Below are 26,569 nucleotides of genomic sequence, written 5' to 3'. Positions count from 1 at the left end.
AATCAACAATTTAATTAAGAATACTCAGTGGAGAATACAGTTTTAACATCACTCGCCAAAAAATACGGCACACCATTATATGTTTATGATGCAGATAAAATAGCGTCTCAAATTAAAAGATTAAACGATGCCTTTGCTGGTATTAATTTGAAATTGAAATATGCCACTAAGGCTTTGAGCAACGTTTCTGTTTTGAAGTGGATGAAAAAACATGGAACAGGACTTGATGTTGTTTCCATTCAAGAAGCTTATCTGGGTTTGAAAGCAGGGTTTGAGCCTAAGGATATACTTTATACGCCAAACTGTGTTTCCATTGATGAAATAGTAGAAGCAGTTGATCTCGGTTTGATGATCAACATCGATAATATCGCGATATTAGAGCAATTTGGTCATCGTTACCACAACAGTGTGCCTGTTTGTATCAGATTAAACCCACACATCATGGCTGGTGGAAATTCAAAAATCTCTACTGGACATATTGATTCTAAGTTCGGCATCTCTATTCTACAAATGCGCCATTTGCTAAGAGTAATTGAGAATTATAATATCAATGTTATAGGTTTACATATTCATACTGGATCCGATATTCTTGATTCAGAGGTGTTTTTAAGAGGTACTGACTTAATTTTTGAGGCTGCAGAAGACTTCCCTAATATTGACTTTATCGATTTTGGAAGTGGTTTTAAAGTAGCATATAAAGATGGGGATATCACCACTGATATAGAAGAACTAGGAAAAGAAGTAAGTAAGAGATTTAAAGAGTTTTGCAAAAAAAGAGGAAAGGATTTAGAACTATGGTTTGAACCTGGGAAATTCTTAGTTTCAGAAGCAGGATACTTTCTATCAAAAGTAAATGTAATCAAAACAACTCCAGCAACAGTTTTTGTAGGCTTGGACACTGGCATGAACCATTTATTGCGACCAATGATGTACGATGCTTATCACCAAATTGAAAATATTTCTAATCCATCCGATACGCAGAGAGTGTACACGGTAGTGGGTTATATTTGTGAAACTGATACATTTGGAACCGACAGAAGGCTTTCAGAAGTAAAGCAAGGAGACATTATTGCCATCAAAAATGCAGGGGCATATGGATTTTCAATGGCTTCCAACTATAATTCACGCTATCGACCTGCCGAAGTAATGGTATATGATGGTAAGGATCAGTTGATCAGAAAAAGAGAATCTTTGGATGACTTATTAAGAAACCAAGTAATAGTTGACTTTGAATAAGCTATATATTGTAGGATTTTTTCTAACGGTTTTTGCACTTGGCTTTCCTAGTTTGGGACAAGGACAAAAAGCCATTGGTTTTAAAAAGCAAACTCACTTCATAACAGGAATTGGGGGGAGTTATGTAAATGTAATTGATGAAGGTATTTCACCCTTACTTTACAAGGGTATTGGGGGTGCAGTTATTCTCGGTCATTTTCACGAAAAAGAAAGAATCATCAATACATCCAGAGCAAAATTTGATTTCAATAATCCCTCAAGTAGCATCAGTAATGCAGAAATGTACACATTCAGGCTTGAAGGCCATTTTCAGCAATATTGGAAACCACCTAATCTTGAAAACAAAAAACTAAAAATCAGACCAGGAATTGATCTGTCTGCTAAATGGGCCTTAAGGCAACATCTAAGCTTTACGAACAATAGTCAGCATATTGAAACCAGATTTTCAGCGGCTCCTGCTGTAATGATAGCAAGACCATTCAATCTTTGGAGCAGAACTTTAGAATTAGGATTATTCACTAGCACGCCATTGATTACATATGCCACTCGTCCACTATTTGCCTCAACTCGCTTTCCAGCTTCCGTCAATAAGGAGGAAGTTGAGTTTTTTGACTATGTGAAAGGTGGTGAAATCATCAGCTTGGGTAGTTACTTTAAATGGTCGGCTCAATATTATTTATATTACCCGCTAAAAAATGGAAATGGATTAAGACTAGATTATTTTTGGAGCTACGAAAGCTACAATTCACAAAATCGGATTAGAACAGGCGAACATTCTATACTAATCAGCACTTTCTTTAAGATATGAAACAAAGTCTCTTCGCCATATTGCTCGTAATCTCAGCTAGTCTTTATTCTTGTGAAAGGCTCTTTATGGAAGAAGATCCTGAACCAGAAAATGCAAAAGTATTTGACCACTTATGGCAAACCGTTGATGAAAAATACTCCTTTTTTTCCGATAAAAATATTGACTGGGATTCAGCAAAGGATGTATTTAGACCAAAAGCAATAAATGCCAGGAACAGTATTGAACTCTTTAATATTTTGGCTGATATGCTGTTTATTTTGGAAGATGGTCATGTAAATATTTCTGCAGGAATTGATGTTTCACGCAACTGGGATTGGTATTTAGAATATCCGACCAATTTCAATTTTGATGTTATTGAAAGAAACTACCTAGTGCCTAGTAAAGATTATCAGATTTCAGGACCAATTCACAATACTATTATTGATTCGGTAGGATATATGTACTATGAAAGTTTTTCCAGCAATGTTAGTACCTCACTGATGGATTATTTAGTACTCAAATTCCTAATCAACGAAAGAGAAGGCAGTTTCCAAATCAACAGTTTAGAGGGGCCTGTAGCAGGTCTAATCATTGATATCAGAAATAATGGTGGTGGTAGTATTAGTAATGCATTTACTATTGCTAATAGATTTGCAAATGAGCGCATTAAAATTGCAGATTGGTTTTATAAAAATGGGCCTGGACATGACGATTTCACCAAGGCGGAAGAAAAATTTTTAGAATTTGATGGAGATGAAGACTATAAATTCAATAAACCCATTGTGGTATTGATCAATAGAAGTAGTTATAGTTCTGCAAATTTTTTCGCTAGTATGATGAGCTTTTTACCCAATGTAACCTTGATGGGAGATCGAACTGGCGGAGGCGGAGGACTCCCCATCAATAATGAACTTCCGAATGGCTGGAGATACAGGTTTTCTTCAACTAAAACAATTGATGCAAATGGAAACAACATTGAATTTGGTGTTCAGCCAGACATTGCCATTGCGTTGGATTCCACTGATTTCAATAATGGTACAGATAGGTTAATTGAAGAAGCCATCGATTATATCAAAAATCAGTAAAATGTACTTTTCCAATATTCGCCCTGACTACTGAATTTGACTTTACTACTTAAATCAAACTAAACTTCCACACATTCGAATTTAAATTTAGTTAACTTAAAGTAAACATTTAATTCATACAGTAAAAAATGAGGTAATATTAACTTAAGTATTTCTGATCAGTTAGTTTTTGTTTAATGTAAATTAGAAATGTTATAACAATATTAATTTATATTAAACCTTACATTAAGAGCCTAAAATTCATCTAATTTTTAACAAAAATAAGATTCAAATTATCTTTTGTTTTTTTATCCACAAATTAGACAAGTTATCCACATTTATCCACATTAAATCTATAACTGCCTGGCTTTATGGTTATTACAATAAAATTAATAATCTGGAAATTGTGGACAAGCACCAGAAAGTCAACAACTTACCGAAATAAACAGGGTTCAACAACTATCCTATTAATAGATGTAATATTTTATTTTCGCAAACTATTCTATCTGTTGTCTAATCAACTTTTTACGGTAGGCATTGAAAATTCTAGATTTAGAAACGAATCCTTCATACTGGCCATCTTCCAGTACAGGTAAGTTCCAAGCACCTGTTTTTTCAAACTTCATCATTACAGAACGCATACTTTCCTTTCCGGTAACAAAGGTAGGTGGGCTGTGCATTAGGGTATTAACAATAATATTTTTTCGAGATTCCTCATCAAACATAATCTCACGAATATCATCCAAAGTAACAATCCCCATTAATTCCCGATCCTTATTAACCACAGGAAAAATATTTCTTTTAGAGAACCTTACTAAATCTACCAATTCTCCCAGGGTGGCATCTGGGTCTATAGTTAAGAGATCTGTTTCAATGACTTTTTTCAAATCTATCAAACTTAAAACCTGTCTATCCTTATCATGATAAATCAAATCTCCCTTTTCTACTAATGGTTTGGTGTACATCGAATATTTTTCAAAATACGAGATTGTACTGTATGAGATTGCGGAAACAATCATTAACGGAACAAATAAGGTATAACCACTAGTAATTTCTGCAATCAGGAAAATAGCTGTTAGTGGGGCATGCAAAACTCCACTCATTACTCCACTCATTCCAACTAGAGTAAAATTGCTCAAACTGATTGGGTCTGTAATTCCTAGTTTATTAATCAAATAAGCAAATAAAAATCCAGTTACCCCCCCTAAGAACAAAGAAGGGGCAAATATCCCTCCACTTCCACCTGAACCAATGGTCAGAGCTGTGGCTACAGGCTTTACTAATATAATTCCTGCCGCAAATAAAACCAATAGAAAGAATGATTCCACCTCATCAAAAAATAAGCTATTGTTCAGAATGCTTTGAGCATTACCATCCAATAGCTTAGTTATAGTATCATACCCCTCACCATATAAGGGTGGAAGTATAAAAATCAAAAAACCTAAAGCAACACCACCCAAAATCGCCCTATTTAAATCACCTTTTACATTCTTAATCAAGCCTTCCACTTTACCAACAACTTTTGTAAAATAGAGGGCTACCATCCCCGTAAAAATCCCTAAAAAAATATAAAAGGGGGTGTCAGCCGCAATAAATTCATCAGTCAGATTGAATGAGAATAAAACATCATCACCTAATAAAGTTAAAGAAACCAAGGCTCCACAAACGGAAGCAATTAAAAGCGGGATGAATGAACTAATTGTCACCTCTGCCAAAATTACTTCAATGCTAAAGATGACACCGGCAATAGGCGAATTAAATATAGCTGATATTGCACCCGCGGAGCCACAGCCAATCAAAAGTGTTCGCTGCTTATAATTCAAATGAACTAATCTACCAATATTAGACCCAATAGCAGATCCTGTCACTACAATAGGTGCCTCTAAGCCCACAGATCCCCCAAATCCTACAGTCAAAGTACTTGTCAGCATTCTTGAAAATGTTTTGGTCCGCTTTACAATACTTGACTTCTTGGAAATCGAATAAAGAATATCAGTTATTCCATGCCCTAGCTTTTCTTTAAGAATATACTTTGATAAAAGGAGCGTCAAAACAATCCCCACAAGCGGGTAACTTAAGTACAAATAATTTCCAAATTCCTGTTGAAAATCCCGGGTCAAGAAATTTTGAAGAATATGCACACTTTCCTTAAGTGTTACAGCTGCTAATCCAGCTATAATCCCAATCACACCACTTGTAATGATTACAAAGTTGGTGGTGCTGACATGCTTTACGCGCCAAATGAGAAACTTAAGCAAAAGGCCTTTAAAATTCATGCGTGCAAAGGTAAATAAATATCAAGCTATACAAGATTGAAATATATGTTATTTCCTACATTTTGGGCATATTTTAAAATACTTAACGATTTTGACTACTTAATGAAATCAATTCCCAGTAGTTCATTGAAATTTAAGTATCCTATATTTGTAGTTAGGCCACTCATCCTAAAAATTCGGCATTTGGTCGATATTTTTTTTACAAATCCCAACCTTTTGGCACGCATCTTGGTCTTTAGTACATAGTTTTACAAAAACTTTTAGACATGGATAGGTATAGAATAAATTTTGTTTGTAATAAATTACCTGACCAAAAAACCGGTTTGAGAGGTTTTAAAGTGGGTGAGAATTATGAAGGGAGAGCGTACAACGGCTTATTTGAATTAAATGCTAAATGGGGCTCAGGAACAGAAAGTAAATTAATCTCAAAATCTCTGTTTGAGGAATATTTCGAATTGAGAGAAGAGAAACATTATGTTCAAAATTCTGCTTGAATCAACAAATAAAGCCAGCCCTGAAGCTGGTTTTTTTATGCCCAATAATTTTTTACTAAAAACAGATTTAAAACCACAAAAAAGACCACCTGCCAAAATAATAAGACGATAGACATTTTATTCCTTAGTGGAATCTTAATGAGGAAATAAAAACTGAAAATTAAGAACGAAACTATCGCCCATCCTACGTAATTCTGTAACGGCACCTCATTATTTTCCCAATTCCAAAAATTCAATTCCATAGCTACAGGTTCAATTAGAACGTCAATTATGACTGTTGTAATAGTGGCTAATAATATTTTTAAGAATACATTAGTTTTAAGGGGAAATATTAATGATGCTACGCAAAAAGTTATGAGAAACCAATTGATACCGATTATCACGGGCACACCACCTAATTGTGGCCCCAAGGTTTTAGGGTAATAGTAATCACCGAATATCAATCCAAAGTTAACTCCTAGGTATTCTGCTAAGAAGCCAACCACATAACAAAATACAAAAGCCCAAATTAAAGAAAACTTGTAGTGATTCTGATACATGATAAGTACTACAAAAGACAAGGATAAGTTAAAGGCCGTTTTCTCAACAAACCACTCTCTGTTAGCAGACAGAATTCCGATTACCCCAAAAAAATAGAAGGCAGAAATTATAATAATCCCAACTATCGGTTTGGATTTCAAATTTGCTACCACACTTAAAACTGCTTTTTTCATCAAACTGAAGGACTTAAATCATCAATTATCTTAGCTGACAGCAAACATAATGGAATTCCTCCACCCGGATGTACACTTCCACCAGAAAAATATAGTCCTTTTATTTTGGGATGAAAATTAGGATGTCGCAAAAAGGCAGAATATCGATTATTAGAACTGCTTCCATATAAGGCTCCTTGATAAGAAGAGGTTTTACTTTCTATTGTTCGCGGCTCAAGAATACTTTCCGTTTTAATGTACTGAGCTATATCAATGCCTAGCATTCTTTTGAGTTTTTTCAAGACTGACTTCTTGATCTCAGGGATCAATTGATCCCAATCTTGTCCACTGTTGGAAGGTACGTTCACCATGACAAACCAATTCTCCATTCCGTCTGGGGCATCAGAAGGAGTATGTTTGGAAGTTATGTTGACATAAATAGTAGGGTCGGGAGCTATCGTCTTCGTCTTGAAAATATTGTGGAATTCCTGATGATAATCATCACTAAAGAAAATATTGTGCAGACCAAGCTCTCCAAATTCCTTTTCAATACCCCAATAAAAAATTAAAGCAGAACTACTTCTTTCCTGATTCAGGATATTTTCAGGTTGTTTTTGATCACTTAGCAGCTTTTTGTAGGTAGGGTAAATGTCCATATTACTCACCACCAAGTCTGCAGAACTTATCTTTCCATTGACTACAATTCCTTTGGCTACTTTATTTTCAACAAGAATTTTCTCAACACCCGCATTAAAATGGATTTTTACGCCTAAGCTTTCCGCCACCTGAGCAAGTGTATGCGTTATCTGATACATTCCATTTTCAGGATAAAAAGTACCTCTATTTAATTCCAAATTAGCAATAGAAGTCAAGATACCAGGCGCCTGATAAGGACTTGAGCCATTATAGGTTGCAAATCTATTGAATAACTGAACCAATTTCGGATGCTTTAATTTGGATTCATTCACTTGATTCATACTCTCAAACAAGCCAAACTTATATATGCTTAGTAATGCCGGCAGGATCTCTTTCGAGAGAAATGTTGAGCGCTTATGTAAAGATTTTTCTAAGAATATCTTGGCTGATTTTTCATATTTAAACTCAGCATTTTTGATATAATCTGTTACTACTTTTACGGGTACCCCTAAGACTTGCTCAACTTCTAATGCAAATTTCTTAGGACTTGTATAGGCAGTAAGTCGCTTCCCGTCTTCCCAAAAATACCTGCAAGATTCATCTAGTTTTTTGTAGGGAAACTTAATAGTGCTTTCCTCGCTTTGTAACGCAACCAAATCATCAACTAACTCTGGTAAGGTAAACAAAGAAGGACCAGCATCAAATCGAAACCCCTCTTGTTCAAAGACTGATAGCTTTCCGCCAAGATAGTTGTTCTGCTCAAAGACTTCTACCTCATACCCCTTTTTTGCTAACCGAATTGAGGTGGCTAACCCACCTATTCCAGCACCAACAATAACTGCTTTCATACTTGAATCAAATTTATTATTACAAGTAAATGTCTTTGTAGAACAAAAGTTTTAAAAACACACTTAAAACATGTAGACTTAATTTAAAGATTTTCAATTTTACCAATCATTAGCTTAGTAATTCGCTCGACATCTTTTTTGTACAGCTTAGTATAGCGATGATCCTCTCCCAAATACTGTTCGGCTAAAGTATACGATTCCTGAAAATACATTTGAGCCATAGCGTAATTTTTCTGCTCCTCATAAAACTGCCCGAATTTATTGTATAAATAAGAAGTCTTCTGATGACTCTTATCAAATTTAGCCTCAATAATACCTTCCGCTTTTTTGAGCAACCCAAATGCCTTATCCATCTGCTTCAAACCTATATAACAATTTGATAAGGAAATATAATCATCCGCGATATAGGGATGATCCAAGCCGAAATTTGCAGTATCTGCTGCTAGTACTTCCTGGTATTCAAATAACGCCTTTTGAAAGTTCCTTTGATTATAATATATATTCGCTAAACTATATCGTGTGGATATTATAAAATTATTACTCGGTTCTAACTGAGTACTAAAGATTTCTATTGCTCTGTTCAGGTAAGAAGAGGCGCTGTCATAATTCTTCTTCTTGTAATGTACCCCTCCTAAATTACTATAGGTAATTGCTATGTCAAGATTTGCTTTCGAAGCTATTTTTCTTTTGAGACTTAGGGAATGTTCAAAGGAAGCAATTGCTGAATCATACAGAGACATATCTTTAAATAAATTTCCCTGATTATTGTAGTAAACAGCAAGTGCAGTTTGGTGCTCAGGTGTATGGTGCGCCTCTAAAATACGGATTGCATTTTTTTGATAAAAGGCCGCTGTATCTAATTTCGATAAATCTTTATAGACAGATGCATAATGATTGAATATATCAGCTTTATCCTTATCAAACATATCGTCATTTATCAAACTATTTGCTTGATGGATAAAATGCAGAGCAGAATCATATTTACCTTGAATTTGCTGCGACTTTGCAAGGGCTAAGATATTTTCTATTTTAAAATCTAATGGTAAATTTTCTTTTGGGTCCTGAATTTTCGACAGTAACAATCCAAAAACTGAATCTGCCTTTTGATACTCCGACAATTCACGATAATTGCCGGCAAGGGTACTCATAATATTCAATTTACTTTTTGTATTGATATCTTTGTAATCTCTTAAAACTTTTTCCGCAAGTTTCTTAGAATCGTTCCATAGGTAAACATTGGTATAAATATTTATTAACCTATCATAGAGATCAAGCTTAAATTCTTTGTCGTCAAACTTCAACTCAACACTCTTGCTACTATTATCTAAAATATCTTTTACAGTCAACCCTCCCTCTGTTTGAACGGGGTCAGCATTTCTAAAAATATCCAATAGAAATTCGCTTGTTTTAAGCGCTTTTTGTTCGTTTTCTTGTGCTATCTTAGACTGATAAGAAGAAATAATAAGCCCCGATAGCAACGATATAACTAATAAGGCAGAAAGTGTAATTTTAATCTTATTTCTGTCAGTAAACTTTTTGGCCCGATAAGACCATTTCTTAGAATAAACCTTAACCGGAAACTTATTCAGGTAATTCTTGACATCCTCTATTAAAGCAGAGACTGAAACATATCGACATTCGGAGGACTCACTTAAACAAACATTAATGATAGCTAGCAATTCCTGATCAATGGATTGTGATAGTTTGACCTTGCGATCATAAGGATTATCTTCACTAGGCTTTAACGGATTTTCAGCGGAAATAATAATATGTAATAAAATTCCTAACTGAAAGATATCAGTTGCTATCGTGATGTCTCCCAATTTAAGCTGCTCAGGAGCCGCATAAAAGGGTGTAGCTTTTTGCACCTGTTTTTGCAGTCTATTGCCAATCTTTTGGGCAATCCCAAAGTCTAATAGCTTAACATGTCCTTCTTCATTAATTAAAATATTTGATGGTTTTATATCTAAATGTAGAATCAGCCTATTATGAGCATAATTAATAGCATCACATATTTTAATAAAAAGTTGAAGTCTTTCACCTGTGTTTAAAGAAGATGATTTTAGGTATTCATTAACAGGTAAGCCATCGACATATTCCATAATGATATAATGGATGCCTTCATCAGTAACCCCGCCATCTAAAATGTGAGCAATAGCAGCATGATTAAGATTGGCTAAAAATTGCTGTTCATTTCGGAAATTCTCGAAGAAATTATCTTTGACCTCATCAGCAGAGAAGCATTTAATAGCAACTTTTTGTTCAAATTGACGGTCATTTCTTTCGGCTAAAAAAACCTGTCCCATACCACCTCGGCCTATGGGTTCGATAATCTTATATTTATCAATTTTATCACCAGCTTGATAAATATCTTCCTGTTTCTCCTCTAAGCCGTCAGCTATACCTTTCTGAAGTTTATCAAAATATTGATCTGCATTTTCTGCATCTCTTAGCATCATCAGGACGGTTTGCTCCAATCGCTGATTATCATTAGCATGATTTTTTACATAAATTTCCCGCTCTGAAGCAGGCATTTTCAATGCATTTTGGAAGATATCTTCCAATTCACTCCAAGAATATCCCATTTCAAGTTAAGCCGTTTTCTTAGCTTGGATCTGACTATATATCCAGGCTTTTATTACCTGCCAATTTCTTTTAACAGTGGATGGTGATACGTCAAGTACTGTTGCTGTTTCTTCAATAGTCATATTGGCAAAAAACCTACACTCCACTATTTTCACATGCTTGCTGTCTTTCTTTTCGAGTTCATTCAATACTTCATCCAATTTCAACAATTCATCTGAACAATCATCTGATAAGTTAATCTTTTCTTCCCACTCTTCAAAGCAAATGTGTTGTGCATCCCGTCCACGTTTAATAGCATTCTTTCTTCGAGCTGCATTTAGCAAAATATGTCTCATTGCCTTTCCGGCCACGCCATAGAAATGCGCCCGACTATTCCAGCTGGCTTCTGAATTTATTATTTTCAGGTAAGCTTCGTGCACTATCGCAGTGGTATTCAAAGTCTCTATCCCGAAATACTGAAATCGAATCCTGTGGGCAATATGACGTAGTTCGCTGTAAATAACAGGAAATATCTTATTATAGGCATTGATATCCCCTTGATTTACTTGAACCAGTAACTGTGTTATCTCTCCGTGATTTACCATAATATTCGATAAATATACTAACAAAACTGTATAAATCTACTATTTTTTAAGATAAAATAAAGATTTATTAAAAAAGCTTAAGGAAACTGACTCAATATACATTTCTTTTAAATACTTTAAAAAAATGATATTTTGAAAAAATTACTTTTTAAAATCAGGTAAAAAAAAATGCAATTAAACGAGGAAGAAAAAAGTTTATTTTACTAATTCCAACCTTTTTTACATTTCTCCTGTCACTATAAAATAAATCGAAAAATATTTTTGTGATTTAAAATCATTTGAATACTTTCGAAGCTATAAAAGAATGTTTTACCTCTAAATTTTGACGCTATAGAATAAACTTTTACCAAACTAAACAAGGTGTTTTAAGATGAATAATCAAAAAACAATGCTGGACGACAGCCAATTGGTCGGTCAGTATATCAATGGTAATGAAGTAGCGTTTGAAGAATTAGTAAACCGCCACAAGTCAAGAATTTTCACTACTATCTACATGATTGTTAAAGATCATTATGTAGCTGAGGATCTAATGCAAGAAGTTTTCATTAAGGCTATACGAACTTTGAAATCTGGTCGTTATAACGAGGAAGGTAAATTTTTGCCCTGGATTTTGAGAATTGCACATAATTTAGCAATTGATAGGTTCCGGAAAAATAAAAGATACCCTACCATCGTTATGGATGATGGAAATAGTGTATTCGAAACCCTCGAATTTGCTGAAGGCAATTTTGAGGACATTCAAATGAAGAAAGATGTGCATAAATCGCTTCGCAAATTGATAGCGGAATTACCTGAAGCACAAAAGCAAGTGCTGATCATGCGCCATTATATGGACATGAGCTTTAAGGAAATTTCGGATCAAACCGGAGTGAGCATCAATACTGCATTAGGTCGAATGCGCTATGCCCTCATTAATTTGAGGAAAAAGATGCAACAATATAATATAGCCTATGACCAAAATTTTTACTCATGACGATTTAATCCGATATGTTTATTCAGAAACAGAGCCGGACGAAAATCGGCAAATCGAACTGGCCTTAAGTGAGGACATGGAACTTTTAGAACAATACCATGAACTCCTTTGGCTGAGAAAGCAAATGGACGGGGGATTGATGAACCCTTCAGAAAAAACCATCAACAGTATTTTAGAATACTCAAAAGCTGTTAATTTGCATCCTGTAAAGGAATAGCAAATGACAAGAAAAGAACGCTACGAAGCTTTTTTAGATTATTTTTCTAAAAATCAGCCACAAGCAGAGACGGAATTACATTATGAAAATCCGTACCAGCTGCTTGTGGCTGTTATTTTATCCGCCCAATGCACAGATAAAAGAGTGAATATTGTCACGCCAGCCCTTTTTGAAGCCTTTCCCACGCCAGAGCATTTAGCCAATTCTCATTTTGATGAGGTATTACCCTACATCAAAAGCATCTCCTTCATGAATAATAAAACCAAGCATTTACTGGGCATGGCTAAAATATTAGTAGAGGATTTTGATTCTGTAGTGCCGGAATCCATAGATGATTTGCAAAAAATGCCAGGCGTAGGCAGAAAAACAGCCAACGTGATTGCTTCCGTTATCTACAATCAGCCTGCCATGGCTGTGGACACCCATGTTTTTCGTGTTTCCAAAAGACTGGGCTTGGTCAATCAAAATGCGAAAACACCTCTGGAAGTTGAAAAAACTTTAATCAAACACATTCCCTCTGAATACGTGCATGTAGCCCATCATTGGTTGATTTTGCATGGTAGATATGTTTGTGTAGCGAGAAGGCCTAAATGTGAAGAATGCAAAATCACACATATTTGTAGGTATTTTGAGAAAAATAAGCCTTTGGAAAAACAACTCTAAAGATGCCTCAAAAAGCCATTTTTGAAATACTTGGTATTAGACTCTCTACTTTCCCCTATAATTCAAAATTGCTGATTCCAAATTCAGTAATACCTCCAAAAATGAGGAGTTAGATCTACTACGTTTTTTATATAATACATTAGCAAAGCCTTAGCCTAGTTCTTTCATATAAGATAATTCCCATCCATCCGCCATAATTGATCCTGAAAACAAAATCAAAGCGACTACAGAAAAATGACATACAATTTAGGTGGGAAAGTGATCATGTGAAATTTTGGAGATCTCTTTTTATACCACTAATGAAAAAAGCTGCTAAAAAATAGACATACAATTCAATATGACAACCAAAACTTCCTTCCATAAACTAGAGGTCAAATTAATCTAAAATAGATTTTCCAATCATCAATTATTAATAGCAACTCAAGACAAATCCGACCATTTAATATAAAAATATTTCATACATAATTTTTCTATATATCATTATATATTACATACTGATATCAGACATCAGAGGATATTTGTAGTGGAAAAATCAAATTTCATAAGGACTAAATATTAAGTTTATTTTTTCGATAAACAGTTTATTTTAATCGTTTTGTTTTGATTTTCAGGTCATTAAACCTAATTTCATCGATCAACTATTTAAAACTAACCCCAAATAGCCATGAGAGAAAATCACTACATTCACCAAATCTTCAGCACCGGTCACAAATTTACCGTAAAAAATCGACTATTTATTACAAGCATTTTATTGCTTTTTCTGTCGCTTTGGACTGCCGAATCCTTAGTAGCACAAGGAGCTGAAAAGCGCCCTGCCGAACCCATTATATGTCCGGCAAAAGATCAGGATATGTTTACTAGAATCAACATACCGGAATCCAGTGGAGAATTTCAACGGATTGCACAGAATAATGCCACGGCTGAATTTGAAATTACCTTTGGACCAGGAGCACAAGCTAATCCTGATGCAATGGCAGCTTTCGAATATGCACTTGACATCTGGGCTACTCAAATTGTGTCGTCAGTGCCTATCAAAATATATGCAGAGTTTGCTAATTTAGGCACTGGTGTTTTAGCGTCAGCAGGACCTGCCTACAATGTTCTAAACTTCCCAGGTGCCCCCGAGCAAAACACACTATATCCGGCTGCATTGGCCAATGCTTTAGCAGGAGAAGTATTATTTCCAGATGAAGATTTCGATCTCATTGTAAATTTAGGAAACGGAATACCTTGGTATTTTGGATTAGATGGAAATACGCCCGCGGGTCAATATGATTTCGTTACTGTCGCTTTGCACGAAGCCGGACATGGTTTAGGATTCACAACGGTTCGTTCATTTAGTGGAGGCGTTGGGTCTTTACGGTCCAACGGAAACCCAGCGGTTTACGGACTATTCATCGAAGATGGAGATGGTAATCTACTGCTGGATTTTCCAGACCCTTCCACTGAAGTAGGAGATGCTTTTACAGGAGGAGATATTTTCATGGGTGGTAATTTTGCTGTGTCTGCTTTAAATGGACAGCGACCTGAACTTTACGCACCTGCTAATTTTCAAGGTGGTTCCAGTATTGCACATTGGGATGAGGCTGCATTCCCTGCAGGAGATCTGAATTCTTTAATGACACCTCAAGTAGGATCTGCTGAATCTAACTTTGACATAGGAGATATTACAAGAGGCCTATTTAAAGATATGGGATGGCAAATAAATGAGGCTGAGGCTTCTCCTGTTGTGTCTAATATTAATTCGATCACGGAAGAACTGAATGTCAATGATTCCCTTTTTGCTACCATCACTTTAACCAATCTGGCAGACTCTGCTTTAGATATTTCTATAAGTTCTGCTCAGTCCATTCCTTTAATTAATTCTATTAACCCTTCTTCCCTAAGTATCCAAGCATCGGGAGAAGAATCATTTGAAATTAAATTTAATGCTACCAATATACAGGCTGGTATTTATAGTGATACTATTCTTATTGATGTGATCAATTCTTCGGCATTGATCAGTATCCCTGTCGAAATAAGAGTTTTAGATGGGACAGAATCACCTATTATTGAGCTTTCCCCTACCGCTTTCACTGAAGTAATAGAACAGTTTAAAGTGAGATCTGAAGAGTTAATGATTACTAATACTGGAAATGCCGATTTAACATTTAATATTTCAGTTGATGGTGACTCTTTAGATCAATTCACATCTAATGTAAAGAAAACCAAAAATGCCATTGACAAAGATGGTTTTATTTCTGCTTCTTATCCCTATACAGAGGGGAGTAGTAAAAGTGCTCTTTTAAAAACTGAAAGCAATCAGTACACCAAAATCATCACAAGCTTGTACTCTACCGACTTTGAAGATTTCACTTTAGGGGATGTTAATGGAAAAAATGGATGGGTAAGTCAATTTGAAAATAATTGGGTAATATCTGACAGCAATCCGTTTGAAGGAAATTTACATTTTAGAGGTATTTCTGATGGTCTTGGTGCTGACAGGCCAGGATCTGTATTGGCAATATCTCCTACTGTAGTTCCAGGAGACGAAGCGTTCATGGTGTATTCTTCAAGAGTAAATATTCAAGGAGAAGGTGTTACCTGGGAAATCATTCCTCAATCACCGGCTGCTGGATCAGTAGTTACCCGTCTTCGATTTAATGGGGACGGAACCATTAGTGCTTTAGTGAATCCAGATTTTGTATCTGTGGATGCAGAAATTCCGGAAGGATATTTTGATCTAAGAATTGTTGTAGACAAAGAGGATTTTACATTCTCTGTTTACTTCGATGATGAAATGGTATTTTCCGGTCAGGGATTTGCAGGAGAAATTGAGCAAGTCGTTGTTCTCTCTGCAATGGAAACAATAGGAAGTTCAATCGACATCGATAACTTTGAAATTATTGATGGTGATGCCAACAGTCCATTTATTACGGTAACTCCTCTTGAAGGAATTGTACCATTTGGTTCTTCATTAACTGCTGAAGTAAGATTTGATGCCAGATCCTTATTACCGGGCGATTACACTGCAACAATCACAATCAACAGCAATGACACTGAAAATGCTGTTGTTGAAGTGCCAGTTAGTTTGTCCGTAGTACAGCCAGCAGTTATTTCTGTAAATCCTGATCAAATCACTGCTGCAATTGATGTTGCCGTTGATGACCCAGCAACAGCCACAGAAATCTTTACTATTTCAAACAGTGGAGAAAGCACTTTAGAGTTTAGTACTGCATTAAGTGGAACAACCTTCACTCCTGCTGCAAATACCAGCTCCATTAAGATAGCTGATTTGGATATGAGCCTCTATGGCGTAGGAAACACAGCCGGATCGGAGGAAAAATCAGCAGGTATCAAAGCTAAAGTTTTGAGTACAATTTCCTCTGGATCTAGTGAAATTAATGCACTTAACAATAATACATTTTCAGATTCTATAGCTTATGATTCAGGAATCAATTTCCCTGATGACTTTGCTGGGATTCAGCAGGGCGCTTACACTAGTGCTATTAAATTTGATGTTGAATCTTCATTCAATTTAACTGCGATTCGCAATGCCTTTAGAACTGAAGCTGTTAGTGATCCAGTCGTAATTCTAGAAGTCTATCTTGGCGGAGACACTCCTAACGCAGGTGAACTATTGACTAGCCAGACTTTTGATCAATCTAGTGAAGAAGGTGTTTTTGCACTTGAAGAACTAAATGAATCACTTTCTTTCGAAGCTGGTGAGTCTTTTTGGGTGGTTCATAAATACCCTGATGGAATCGCTTTCCCTCAGGGAGTAGACGATAATATTGCACAAAGACCAGATACCTACTTCTTTAGTGGTGATGGTGGGGCAACTTTCAACCCATCAGGATTTGTATTTTTGGTAAGAGCTTTAAGCGGATCTGGTTCTGATAATTACATCAGTTTATCTCCAGCGTCAGGCATAATAGCACCGGGAGAATCTCTGGGAGTATCAGCAACTTTTGATGCAACTACCTTGGCAAATGGCTTACACGAAACAGACATACTTATCTCGAGTAATGATCCGATAAATCCTTCTGTTGCAGTAGCAACTAGTTTACAGGTTTCTGGTCAAACTGCAACAATTGAGGTTTCGGACGAATACTTATTATTTAATGATGTCTTTATTGGTCAAAATAGAGAGAGGACTTTTTCCATTACAAATGGCGGATTGGCGGAGTTAAATGTGAGCTCTATCTCTTCCGATAATGCTGATTTCTCAGTTTCACCTGCAAGTGTAAATATTAGTCCAGGTGGAGAACAGGTTGTTACTGTAAATTTTGCACCTAGTCAACTTGGTAGTATCAATGGAATAGTTAGCATTGAAACTGCAGGAATGCAAGATCCGATTGAAGTCGTGGTGAATGGAATTGGAGCTGAGCCTCCATTCGGCCAATTCGATCCTGAAGAAGTTATTGAATCCGTGGATGCAGGTACTATCATCGAAAAAACCATTAGTCTTAGAAATGATGGTAATGCTCCACTGATATACTCTTTTCCTGATCTAGCTTTAAGTTCCCTTTTAGCAAACCCTGAAGTTGCTTTTAATAATTCAGAACTGCTAACTTTTGACAATGCGGGTCTCAATGAAGAAAAAGGAATAGAAGATACAAGGGTAGGTCATGAGGTGCTTTTCAATGTAGGTACAGACAATGATTTCGGATACAGTTGGATAGATTCAGATGAAGCAAACGGCCCTGTTTATAACTTCACTGATATTACGGCTACTGGTACTGAAATCACCACCAATGTTGGGGGAGATGGTACCGCCCAAGTCCCTTTATCTTTTTCTTTTGAATTTTATGGTGAAAGTTATTCTAGTGCTTTTGTTAATGCAAATGGTTTTATAGCATTTGAGGCACCGGCTGGCTTTAATACCTATACTAATTCACAAATACCAACCGATGACAATGTCAATAACATGATTGCCGGTTTCTGGAATGACATAGAGCCACAGGAATTCAATGGATCAGTGCATTATCAGGATTTCGGAGATAAGCTAATCGTTCAATGGACAGAAGCAACTGAATATTTTGGTACAGCTAATGAATCAGTCACTTTCCAAATAGTGCTCCATGAAGACGGGAATATAGATATATATTACGAAGATGTAGAAAGTGCTTCATTTCTAAATACAACCACTGTAGGAATTGAAAACGCAGATGGTTCAGATGGAGCTCAGGTTGCATTTAATACCTCTTATATAAAAGATGAATTAGCAGTCAGGTTTATAAAGCCTACGATGTCCCTCACTCCATTCATTACAGCTGTTGACGACTTAAGTGGGGTTGTACCAGCAGGTGGTTCTAAAGATATCACAGTCACTTTGGATGCCACTGATTTGAATGACGGACGATATTTCGATCAACTAATTGCATCAACCAATGCGCCTTCAGATTCGGGAACTATCGCTTTATTTGACTTGACAGTTGTAGGTTTCCCGGAAATCAGTTTTGATTCAGACTCTTTGAATTTTGAACCTATATTCGTTGGTTTAAGCTCAGAGGCATCACTTCTAATAAGTAATGAAGGTTCAAAAGAATTGCTAATATCATCCATTTCAAATAACAATAGTGATTTCCAACTGGATGAATCTGGACCAATTAGCTTGCAACCAAATCAGTCAAGAATTGTAAACGTTACTTTTGCTCCTTCAAGTGTTGGAAGTATTACTGATGAGATTATAGTGGAAAGTAATGATGTTTTTGGAAACGAATCAGCTAGCATTTACTTATCGGGAGTTGGGATAGATCCACCTGTCATAAATCTGTCACCAGATTCTCTTTCGGTAGTAGTTTATGAAGGAGATTCCGCTACAGAGAATGTAACTATTGCCAATGCAGGCGCTGCCGATCTTTTTTACTCTTTGTCCGTTCCTTTCTTTGGAAAAGCACAAGCTGCAAACAGTGAAGTAAAGCAATATGAAAAGCTAAACTTTGAAAAGATCCTAAGCAAAGAAACAGAGGATACGAGAGTAGGTCCTGAATTCTTAAATGCAAGTGGTGGACCAGGAACTTTTGGTTATACTTGGATAGATAATAACAGTGGCGGACCAGCTTATGATTATGTTGATATAAGTGAATCAGGTCAATTAGCAAGTGTTGGTGCTGACGGGAATACTACAGTTGCCTTACCATTTGAATTCAATTTCTTCGGCAGCAATGAAAATGAAGTTACAATTGGAGCAAATGGATTCTTAACTTTCGATGCTGTAGTAGGAAGTAATTTTGTAAATGCACAAATTCCTGATGAAGCAAATCCAAATTTATTTATCGCTCCTATGTGGTCTGATTTGGAACCTCAAAATGGAGGTGGTGTATATTATGAGGCTACTGAAGATTACTTTATAGTTCAATATGATAGTGTACCTGGTTTTGGTTTTCCACCATTCTTGCCAATACCTGATCCTGTTAGTTTTCAAGTAATTCTATATCCAAATGGACAAATCAAAATGCAATATGAAAATGTCGCTTCTTCCTTGGCCACTTCTTCTACGGTAGGTTTGGAAGGACCACAAGGCCAGTCAGGTCTTCAGGTTATCTTTAACAACACATATCTTACAGATAATTTGGCCATTACATTTACTCCGCCAATACAAGGAGTTCTAGCAGCCGGAGAGAGTGCGGATATTCCAATTACTTTCTTTTCAGAAGGGCTTGATGCTGGCGAGACATACCTTGGGGATATAATAGCTAGTAGTAATGATCCAATTTCGCCAGAATTAACTGTACCGGTTTCATTAAAAGTCTTAACGCTTCCTGAGATTAGCAGCTTCACCTTAATTAATGCTGAATTGAGTGAAGAAATTGGAGAACTATTCACCGGTGAAATCATCAATTTGGATAATTATGCAAACAATGAATTTAGCGTTTTAGCTAATCCAGCTAGCATGGAAAATGTGGGCAGCGTGGTCTTTGACTTCAATGGTGAGGAAGGTTTTCAAGTTGAGAATATTGCCCCATATGCATTAGGCGGGGATTTTAATAGTGGAAGTTCTTTTTATCCTGTGGCATTTCCAATGGGAATTAATACAATAACTGCCACTCCTTATACGGGAAACAATGGTACTGGAAAAGTTGGAACAGCATTAACAGTTGAATTTGAAGTGATAGATAATCAACCAGATTTTTGCTACGGTGAATCCGTTACAGATTTTCAACCTGGCAACAGAAAAAATGGACGTACATTACCTCAGAGTAGATCAAATCCTGAAAAAGCACTTGGTCAACCACAAGAAAATGACAATTATAACTTTGTGACTTTAGGATTTGGCGGATCTATAACGATCGAATTAGGTTGTGAAGTTATGGATCATGAAGGCAATGATTTGCTAATTGTGGAAACTTCATTCAGAGATTCAGATCGATCTTGTGGCCAGTATCCTGAAAAAGCTAAGGTAGAAGCATCACTGGACGGTGAAAATTGGGTAACAATTGCAGAAGAAATTTGCAGAGATGGAGAAGTAGATTTAGCGAATGGAGGTTTAACCACCGCTAAATACATCAGAATCAATGATATAAGTAATCCTGATGATTTCCAAGGTGGAAATGCTGATGGATATGACTTAGATGGTATTATGATAATTAATAATCTAGGTGATCAACAGGATGAGGAACTGATTAGTGAAATTACTAAGCAGGAGAACCTTATAGCTAATGAAGAAGATATTGAGGTTAGAGCATTCCCTAACCCAGTTACAGACTTCATCAATATCAGCTTAAAAGGTGAAGGAAATGAATTTCATACCAGACTCTATAATATAAAAGGCGAACTAATGAATCATTCTACTTTCTCGTTGCGAGATGGAGAAGAAAAAGGTAGATTAGATTTAAGAAAGTATCCTCAGGGTCTTTATCAATTGAGAGTAACTAATCAAACGGGAGGTATTGTATCACAATCCAGAATTCTAAAATGGTAAGGAACATAATGTAACTCCGTTCAAAAGGCAACAAGTAAATTTGTTGCCTTTTTTTGTGACTAACAATCTATTATTTTTCATTTTAACTTTTTTTCATTATAAAGCTTTAAAAACAGTATTTGTATTTGAAAGTAAGTTTAAATGCTAATCCGCTCTGTCTGGGTCCACTGGCCTTTGCGATTATCCATATTGATAATCTGTAATTCTGGTTTCCTGAAATCGGTTGGGATGTTCTTTCCGTAGCATTATGGATGATTATTTGATAGATATTTAAGTAATCACCTAAACTATAAATCTAATGAAATTCCACCCCCAATATTGAATGGTGAATATGGAATACCCCTTGACTGATTATCCAAGTTTTTCATGAACAGACCTCCTACTTTTACATTAAATTTAAAATTTTTCAAGCCGAATTTCAGCACAGCAGTTGGCTCTATCAACATATAATTATCTCTAATAATCTGTTCGGTGAGCCGGACATAGTTGCCTCTGTTCTCAAAGCCACCATAAGAAAAACTTGATTGCATAAAACCTCCCTTGAGTCCAAAACCACCTTCAAGATGTTCTCCAAGTCCACCAATGTTTAGCTGTGTAAAAAGCTTTTGGTAATTCCCCTTAAAACGTTCATCAAACTGTGGTGCAGCATTTTGAGTATACCCATGACCATAACCAGCACCTCCATAAATCTCAAATAGCAAATTATGCCTTATATTTCGGTAATAACCTACTGCCATTTGTCCATAGTCATGCCTTCCACTGGTCAAAGTTGCTACATTACCCCCAAGCTGAACCGCCAACTCATCTGTTATCCCATACGCTACGTTTCCACTAACACTGCCTTTAACCAAGGAAACACTCCCATCTACTCTCAAATCATTCTTTTCTTCAATCAGCGGTATATCTAATAGTTGAGGTTGAATAGAAACACAACTGAGCATTAGAAAAGAGCTTAGCATGATATAAAGGTAAGACAGATTGTTTATTTTCATCTTGTGCTATATAAGTCCATAATTGTTTATTCAAAAAATCATAGATAGAGATATGACTAACTACAGTAATAGATTTCTTAGCCAATTGACACAACCCGGAAGTAAAGAGTTGGAATATTAAGCTTTTTTAAGAGCTGTGGTATTTTGATCTGAATAAGTAATCTATTTATATTCAAGCTAAAAGCAATTTCTTTTATCGCTCAAATAATTTCTTCTTGCTATATTTTTCATAATTTCGGCATTGAACAAAATACCTTTGAAAGTTAAATTTCAATATATCGCATTGGCATTAGGCCCAATTTTTTTCCTTATTATTCAATGGGCCAACCCCCAATTCTGGTTTCCTGAAATTGGATGGGATGTATTTTCCATTGCCCTATGGATGATTATCTGGTGGGTATTTGAAGCAATACCTATTTTTGCCACTGCTTTACTGCCGATGATTTTATTTCCAACAACTGGTGTATTTAATCTGATAGAAGCTACATCTCCCTATGCAAGCCCCATTATTTTCCTTTTTATGGGCGGATTTATGTTAGCCTTGGCCATGGAAAAACATCAGCTTCACCGAAGGATTGCATTGAATCTAATCCGATTGACTGGTACAAATGCTAATGGCATTATTTTAGGTTTTATGTTGGCTACTGCGGTTTTAAGCATGTGGATCAGCAATACTGCCACTGCCGTTATGATGCTACCCATTGCTTTATCAGTGGTAAAATTATTGGAATTCACAGAAAATCAGTTTTCTGGTTTTAACAGATTTAAAACGGCCTTATTTTTAAGCATTGCCTATGCTGCTAATGTTGGGGGCATGGCTACTATCATTGGAACCCCTCCCAATGTTGTTTTAGTTGGCCTGGTCAAAAGCATATTGAACAAAGAAATTGGCTTTGCTAGCTGGCTTATTATCGGAATTCCATCTGTAGCGGTTATGCTTTTTCTAATTTACCAGATGCTGACCAAAGTGCTATTTCGACACGGCATCACGAAAATTGAAAAAGCAGAATTATTTATTGAAAAGGAATTAAAGAAATTGGGGCACTGGAGTACGGAAGAAAAATGGGTAGCTGTCATTTTTGGTATCACTGCTTTTTGTTGGATTTTTAAATCACAAATCAATTCATTATTAGGAGTTGATATATTAAACGACACAGTCACAGCGATGTCCGGTGGAATGGCCACTTTTTTAGTGCCACTTAATAAATCTGGCAAAATGCTAATGAATTGGGAAGACATGAAAAACCTTCCTTGGGGCATCTTAATCTTGTTTGGAGGTGGAATGGTATTGGCAAAAGCCATGGAAGAAGCTGGATTTGTGGATATGATAGGTGAAGCCATTAGCCAATATCAAAATATACCGCTTTGGATATTGGTGTTGATATTGACTGCATTGGCTCTATTCTTAACTGAAATCATGAGTAATGTGGCTTTAACAACTATCGCAATTCCAATGGTATTAAGTATTGCTACAGGATTGAAGGTGGAACCACTTTTATTGGCAATACCGGTAGCGATGGCTACAAGTTGTGCTTTTATGATGCCTATTAGCACTCCTCCTAATGCAATTGTATTTTCCAGTGGTTATATCAACATAAAGCAAATGGTTAGAGCAGGTATCCTATTGAATATTATAGCAGTAATTGTATTAACTATTGCTGGATACTTTCTGGCTCCCTTTGTTGGGAACTAACGTCTAAGAAAAAACTTATCCCTTACCTATTAAAGCTCTAATTTCCTTTACTAATTCTTGTTCTATTTTTAGTATTTCAGGCTTCTTAAACAAGAGAAAAGCATTTTTCAGTTTTTTGAAATGGTACTCAGTTTCATACATTACTATAGACACCAGTGGGAATGTAAAAACTATAATCCCCGCTAAAATCCAATCCAAACTAAAGACCAATATCAGGAACATTATACAATAATAGATTGGGTAAAGAAATAAAGAAATGCCACATCTCAAAGAGATGTGCCAGGTCACATCCTTAACTCCAGCAATAACCTTCTTCTCAATAATAAATTCAGGAATAAAATTAATGACTTTGGCTATCACCCAAAAAGGCAATCCAAACAAAAGACCAATAGATTTGAAAAACAAGCCCAATAAATTCGTTTTTTTTGCTAGGAAGTCTTTGGTAAGGTGATGACTTTGAATATTCTCAAAATAATCCTGAATTTTCCCCTTTAGTAATTCTAAATTGGATGGATCTTTCCGAAGCTGTTCCCCTACCTTATTAACCAGCTCATTTTCTGCATGAACAATAGATTTTTTATTCTCCGCCCACTGCATAGCATAAGGCTTCAGCAGAGCTCTGACTTGCTCCATAAATTCATATTCATCATGCCATTTGATATCGACCATTTCTGCCGAAATATCTTCTCTAATTTTATCGGTAAACTGTTTATGCGCAATAATAGCATTTTCATTGTAGACCTCCTTAAAATCCTTTACTTGAAAGGGCTCCCCAAAATGGACATGTAAATCGTACCACCTTTGGGGGTGGCTTTCGTAGTGCAGGCCAAATGGAGCTACATTCAATCCAAGTTCAAAATTGTTTTCATCCTCAGCCTCAAATGCAATTCTGGCAGGCCCCTTCTGCATTGGCCTCAAAAACCTTTTTATAGCATGGTTTCCTTCCGGGAAAATCAATAAAGTTTTGCCCCTCTTAAATAAGTCAAAGCACTTTTTAAATATTTCATTGTTTTGGGCCACACTGCCCATATTGTCCTTTTTTCTGTAGATTGGGATCAAATGTATGATGTCAAGCGCAATTGCTGCCCATTTAGATTTGAATATATCTGCACGGACAAGGATGTTGGGGCTTATATTTTTTGCTATTTTTACCAAAACCAAACCATCCATGAAAGTATTTTGATGATTACTTACAAATAAAGTTGGTTTGCAATTTTTAATTCGGTCATAACCTGTCACTATGATATTACGATAACTAAAAGACATACTCGCATTTAGAAAAACACGGAGCAAAGAGTAAATGAGGGACTTTATAATTTTATACATTAGGGACATTAAATCTTAAAGTCACAAATATAATAATTTTAGGGAGTGTTCAATATGTGAAAAAAACTGTTCAAAGTCGAACACCTACCAAGCTTTAAACTACCCATATAAGTGGTAAACGCTATTTTTACACATTGGCATTTATTTTGAGCTCTGAAATAAAAAAAGAACAAATGGAAAAGAATTTAGAAAGAACGAGAGAAAGGGTATTCGCAGGAGTTTGCGGAGGAATTGCAAAATATTTCGGTTGGGATGCCGGTAAAGTGCGTTTGCTTTATGTATTAATATCAATACTAAGTGCTGCTTTCCCTGGGATATTGGTCTATGTAATTTTATGGTTCGTGATGCCAGAGGAAAAACTAAGCTGGAAACGATAATAGCATTTACTCCTCAGAGAAATCAATTATATAAATTTTTTCCTTGCCATTAAACTTTTTCGCTCTAATAAGAACAAGATAAGTGCCTTCGGAATGTACGTAATTTCCGATGGCATATTTCAAACCTTCATTAGAACTACCTTGATGGGCATATTCAAAACTAATGGGTTCGTGCTTTTTGAAAAACTCTTTTAAATAAATTTCTGCATGGACATTACTGAAGTTTCCTTCCTCTCCATTAATATTTAGCTGAATATTATCATGGAAATGCTGGGACAGTTCTTTAGAACTTCCAGCTTTGAGTGCAGAGCGAACATCCCCAAATAAAGACTGATTTTGTGCATGAGCGTCACTAAAACTGAAACTTGACAGCAATAGGAAAAAGAATATTTTTACTACGATTCCCTTCATTAGGATTTAGATTCAATTAAAGAATGTGAATAAGCCAAAATTGTGCCACAGATAATCAATTTAAAACTTATTTAACTAAACTTAAAGCATGAAAAATAATATTAATCCAAAATAGCACAATGGAATTGAGTATGCAAAAAGCATGCTTTAATTTTCAATCTTTTTTGAGCTTTATTTACTTCTAATATCCAACATTTTACCTAATAGAATTCCTTTGTTTTCTTTGAATGACATTTCCTCATCACTTACTTTCTTAACTCCTTCAATTGTGAAAAACGCCTTTGGATTATACTCTTTAACTTTTGGGATTAATTCTTTCAGTGTATTCCTTTTTACTACTGTAAAAATAATGTTTACCTTACCGTCATTACCGGTAGCATCAATATTAGAATATCTGTGATTTTTTCTTTCCAAATACTCAATTAATTCATTGGCCGGTAATGCTGTAATAACCCTAACAACCACTCTGCCAATAGCCATTTTTTCCTCTAAGATGATTCCAACGTAAGTCCCAAATGCATAGCCGGTTGCATATGAAATATAACTAACGGGATTATCTATGTGCTGAAAGATTTGACCGATTGCCAATAACCAAATTAAGGATTCAAAAAAACCGAGGAGCGGAGCAAGTCCTTTTTTGCCTTGCATCACCAAAATAACTCTAATAGTTCCGATGGAAACATCTGCTACCCGTGCCATGAAAATCAATAATGGCAGTATGACAAAGGCAAAAATATTGCTGGAAAAGCCCAATTCTAGAAAAAACTCTTGCATAAAAAAATATTTTTGAAGGAAAACTTAAATATCT

19 protein-coding genes are annotated in these 26,569 nt (G+C 35.8%); 10 read left to right on the top strand and 9 right to left on the bottom strand.

From position 1 onward, the window contains the following. Nucleotides 1–27: 27 nt before the first annotated feature. From lysA to AAC601_RS14450, 3 genes are read left to right on the top strand one after another with little or no spacing between them, the layout of a single operon-like run. On the top strand, nt 28–1,236 hold the full coding sequence (lysA, locus tag AAC601_RS14460; protein WP_303271556.1) for a diaminopimelate decarboxylase: 1,209 nt from the start codon (nt 28–30) through the stop codon (nt 1,234–1,236). Next, the gene (locus AAC601_RS14455; RefSeq protein ID WP_303271555.1) at nt 1,229–2,044 is read left to right on the top strand and encodes a hypothetical protein; all 816 of its coding nucleotides are present in this window, start codon (nt 1,229–1,231) and stop codon (nt 2,042–2,044) included. Before lysA ends, AAC601_RS14455 begins: the two co-directional genes overlap by 8 nt. Next, nucleotides 2,041–3,108 (top strand): S41 family peptidase, encoded by a 1,068-nt coding sequence (locus AAC601_RS14450; protein ID WP_303271554.1) that lies wholly within the window; start codon nt 2,041–2,043, stop codon nt 3,106–3,108. The genes AAC601_RS14455 and AAC601_RS14450 overlap by 4 nt, the downstream gene beginning before the upstream one ends. Nucleotides 3,109–3,584: 476 nt before the next feature. Here the strand turns inward: AAC601_RS14450 and AAC601_RS14445 are convergent, their stop codons facing one another. After that, the gene (locus tag AAC601_RS14445) at nt 3,585–5,363 is read right to left on the bottom strand and encodes a chloride channel protein (RefSeq protein WP_303271553.1); all 1,779 of its coding nucleotides are present in this window, start codon (nt 5,361–5,363) and stop codon (nt 3,585–3,587) included. Nucleotides 5,364–5,629: 266 nt separating this feature from the next. On the opposite strand from AAC601_RS14445, the gene AAC601_RS14440 reads away from it, so the two are divergent. Beyond that, entirely contained in the window at nt 5,630–5,857 is a 228-nt protein-coding gene (locus AAC601_RS14440; protein WP_303271552.1) for a hypothetical protein, read from the top strand. 35 nt (nt 5,858–5,892) lie between these two features. Here the strand turns inward: AAC601_RS14440 and AAC601_RS14435 are convergent, their stop codons facing one another. The 4 genes from AAC601_RS14435 to AAC601_RS14420 form a co-directional block, all read right to left on the bottom strand. Continuing rightward, a complete protein-coding gene (locus AAC601_RS14435; protein WP_303271551.1) occupies nt 5,893–6,570 on the bottom strand; it encodes a carotenoid biosynthesis protein in 678 nt (225 codons plus the stop codon). After that, nucleotides 6,570–8,033, bottom strand: a complete 1,464-nt coding sequence (gene crtD, locus AAC601_RS14430) for a 1-hydroxycarotenoid 3,4-desaturase CrtD (RefSeq protein ID WP_303271549.1) — start codon at nt 8,031–8,033, stop codon at nt 6,570–6,572. Before crtD ends, AAC601_RS14435 begins: the two co-directional genes overlap by 1 nt. A gap of 83 nt (nt 8,034–8,116) precedes the next feature. Further along, on the bottom strand, nt 8,117–10,618 hold the full coding sequence (locus tag AAC601_RS14425) for a serine/threonine-protein kinase (RefSeq protein ID WP_340153658.1): 2,502 nt from the start codon (nt 10,616–10,618) through the stop codon (nt 8,117–8,119). A 6-nt stretch (nt 10,619–10,624) separates the two neighbouring features. Then, nucleotides 10,625–11,203, bottom strand: coding sequence for an ECF-type sigma factor (locus AAC601_RS14420; protein WP_303271547.1), 579 nt, complete (start codon nt 11,201–11,203; stop codon nt 10,625–10,627). A gap of 370 nt (nt 11,204–11,573) precedes the next feature. Here AAC601_RS14420 and AAC601_RS14415 point away from each other — a divergent pair, with 370 nt between their 5' ends. From AAC601_RS14415 to AAC601_RS14400, 4 genes are all read left to right on the top strand, one after another. Next, entirely contained in the window at nt 11,574–12,176 is a 603-nt protein-coding gene (locus tag AAC601_RS14415) for a sigma-70 family RNA polymerase sigma factor (protein ID WP_303271546.1), read from the top strand. Next, the gene (locus AAC601_RS14410; protein WP_303271545.1) at nt 12,154–12,393 is read left to right on the top strand and encodes a hypothetical protein; all 240 of its coding nucleotides are present in this window, start codon (nt 12,154–12,156) and stop codon (nt 12,391–12,393) included. The genes AAC601_RS14415 and AAC601_RS14410 overlap by 23 nt, the downstream gene beginning before the upstream one ends. Nucleotides 12,394–12,396: 3 nt before the next feature. Next, entirely contained in the window at nt 12,397–13,056 is a 660-nt protein-coding gene (nth, locus tag AAC601_RS14405) for an endonuclease III (RefSeq protein WP_303271544.1), read from the top strand. Between the two features lie 664 nt (nt 13,057–13,720). Beyond that, nucleotides 13,721–20,962, top strand: coding sequence for a choice-of-anchor D domain-containing protein (locus AAC601_RS14400; protein WP_340153657.1), 7,242 nt, complete (start codon nt 13,721–13,723; stop codon nt 20,960–20,962). Nucleotides 20,963–21,249: 287 nt separating this feature from the next. Here the strand turns inward: AAC601_RS14400 and AAC601_RS14395 are convergent, their stop codons facing one another. Continuing rightward, complete coding sequence (locus AAC601_RS14395; protein WP_340153656.1) at nt 21,250–21,954, bottom strand: hypothetical protein; 705 nt, start codon at nt 21,952–21,954, stop codon at nt 21,250–21,252. A gap of 256 nt (nt 21,955–22,210) precedes the next feature. Between AAC601_RS14395 and AAC601_RS14390 the strand changes: the two genes are divergently transcribed. Then, nucleotides 22,211–23,647, top strand: a complete 1,437-nt coding sequence (locus tag AAC601_RS14390) for an SLC13 family permease (RefSeq protein ID WP_303271540.1) — start codon at nt 22,211–22,213, stop codon at nt 23,645–23,647. Between the two features lie 15 nt (nt 23,648–23,662). On the opposite strand, the gene AAC601_RS14385 is transcribed toward AAC601_RS14390, so the two are convergent. After that, a complete protein-coding gene (locus AAC601_RS14385) occupies nt 23,663–24,913 on the bottom strand; it encodes a 1-acyl-sn-glycerol-3-phosphate acyltransferase (protein ID WP_340153655.1) in 1,251 nt (416 codons plus the stop codon). Nucleotides 24,914–25,146: 233 nt separating this feature from the next. Between AAC601_RS14385 and AAC601_RS14380 the strand changes: the two genes are divergently transcribed. Further along, nucleotides 25,147–25,350, top strand: a complete 204-nt coding sequence (locus AAC601_RS14380; protein WP_303271537.1) for a PspC domain-containing protein — start codon at nt 25,147–25,149, stop codon at nt 25,348–25,350. A gap of 6 nt (nt 25,351–25,356) precedes the next feature. Here the strand turns inward: AAC601_RS14380 and AAC601_RS14375 are convergent, their stop codons facing one another. Together AAC601_RS14375 and AAC601_RS14370 are read right to left on the bottom strand one after the other, a co-directional pair. Further along, nucleotides 25,357–25,761 (bottom strand): DUF4783 domain-containing protein, encoded by a 405-nt coding sequence (locus tag AAC601_RS14375; RefSeq protein ID WP_303271535.1) that lies wholly within the window; start codon nt 25,759–25,761, stop codon nt 25,357–25,359. 171 nt (nt 25,762–25,932) lie between these two features. Beyond that, nucleotides 25,933–26,535, bottom strand: a complete 603-nt coding sequence (locus tag AAC601_RS14370) for a DUF2179 domain-containing protein (protein ID WP_303271534.1) — start codon at nt 26,533–26,535, stop codon at nt 25,933–25,935. Nucleotides 26,536–26,569 lie beyond the last annotated feature (34 nt).

Source organism: uncultured Marivirga sp., assembly GCF_963974845.1.
In the GTDB taxonomy this organism is placed as follows: Bacteria; Bacteroidota; Bacteroidia; order Cytophagales; family Cyclobacteriaceae; genus Marivirga; species Marivirga harenae.
Note: the sequence above shows the minus strand (reverse complement) of the source record. Positions and strands in the feature narration are given on the sequence as shown.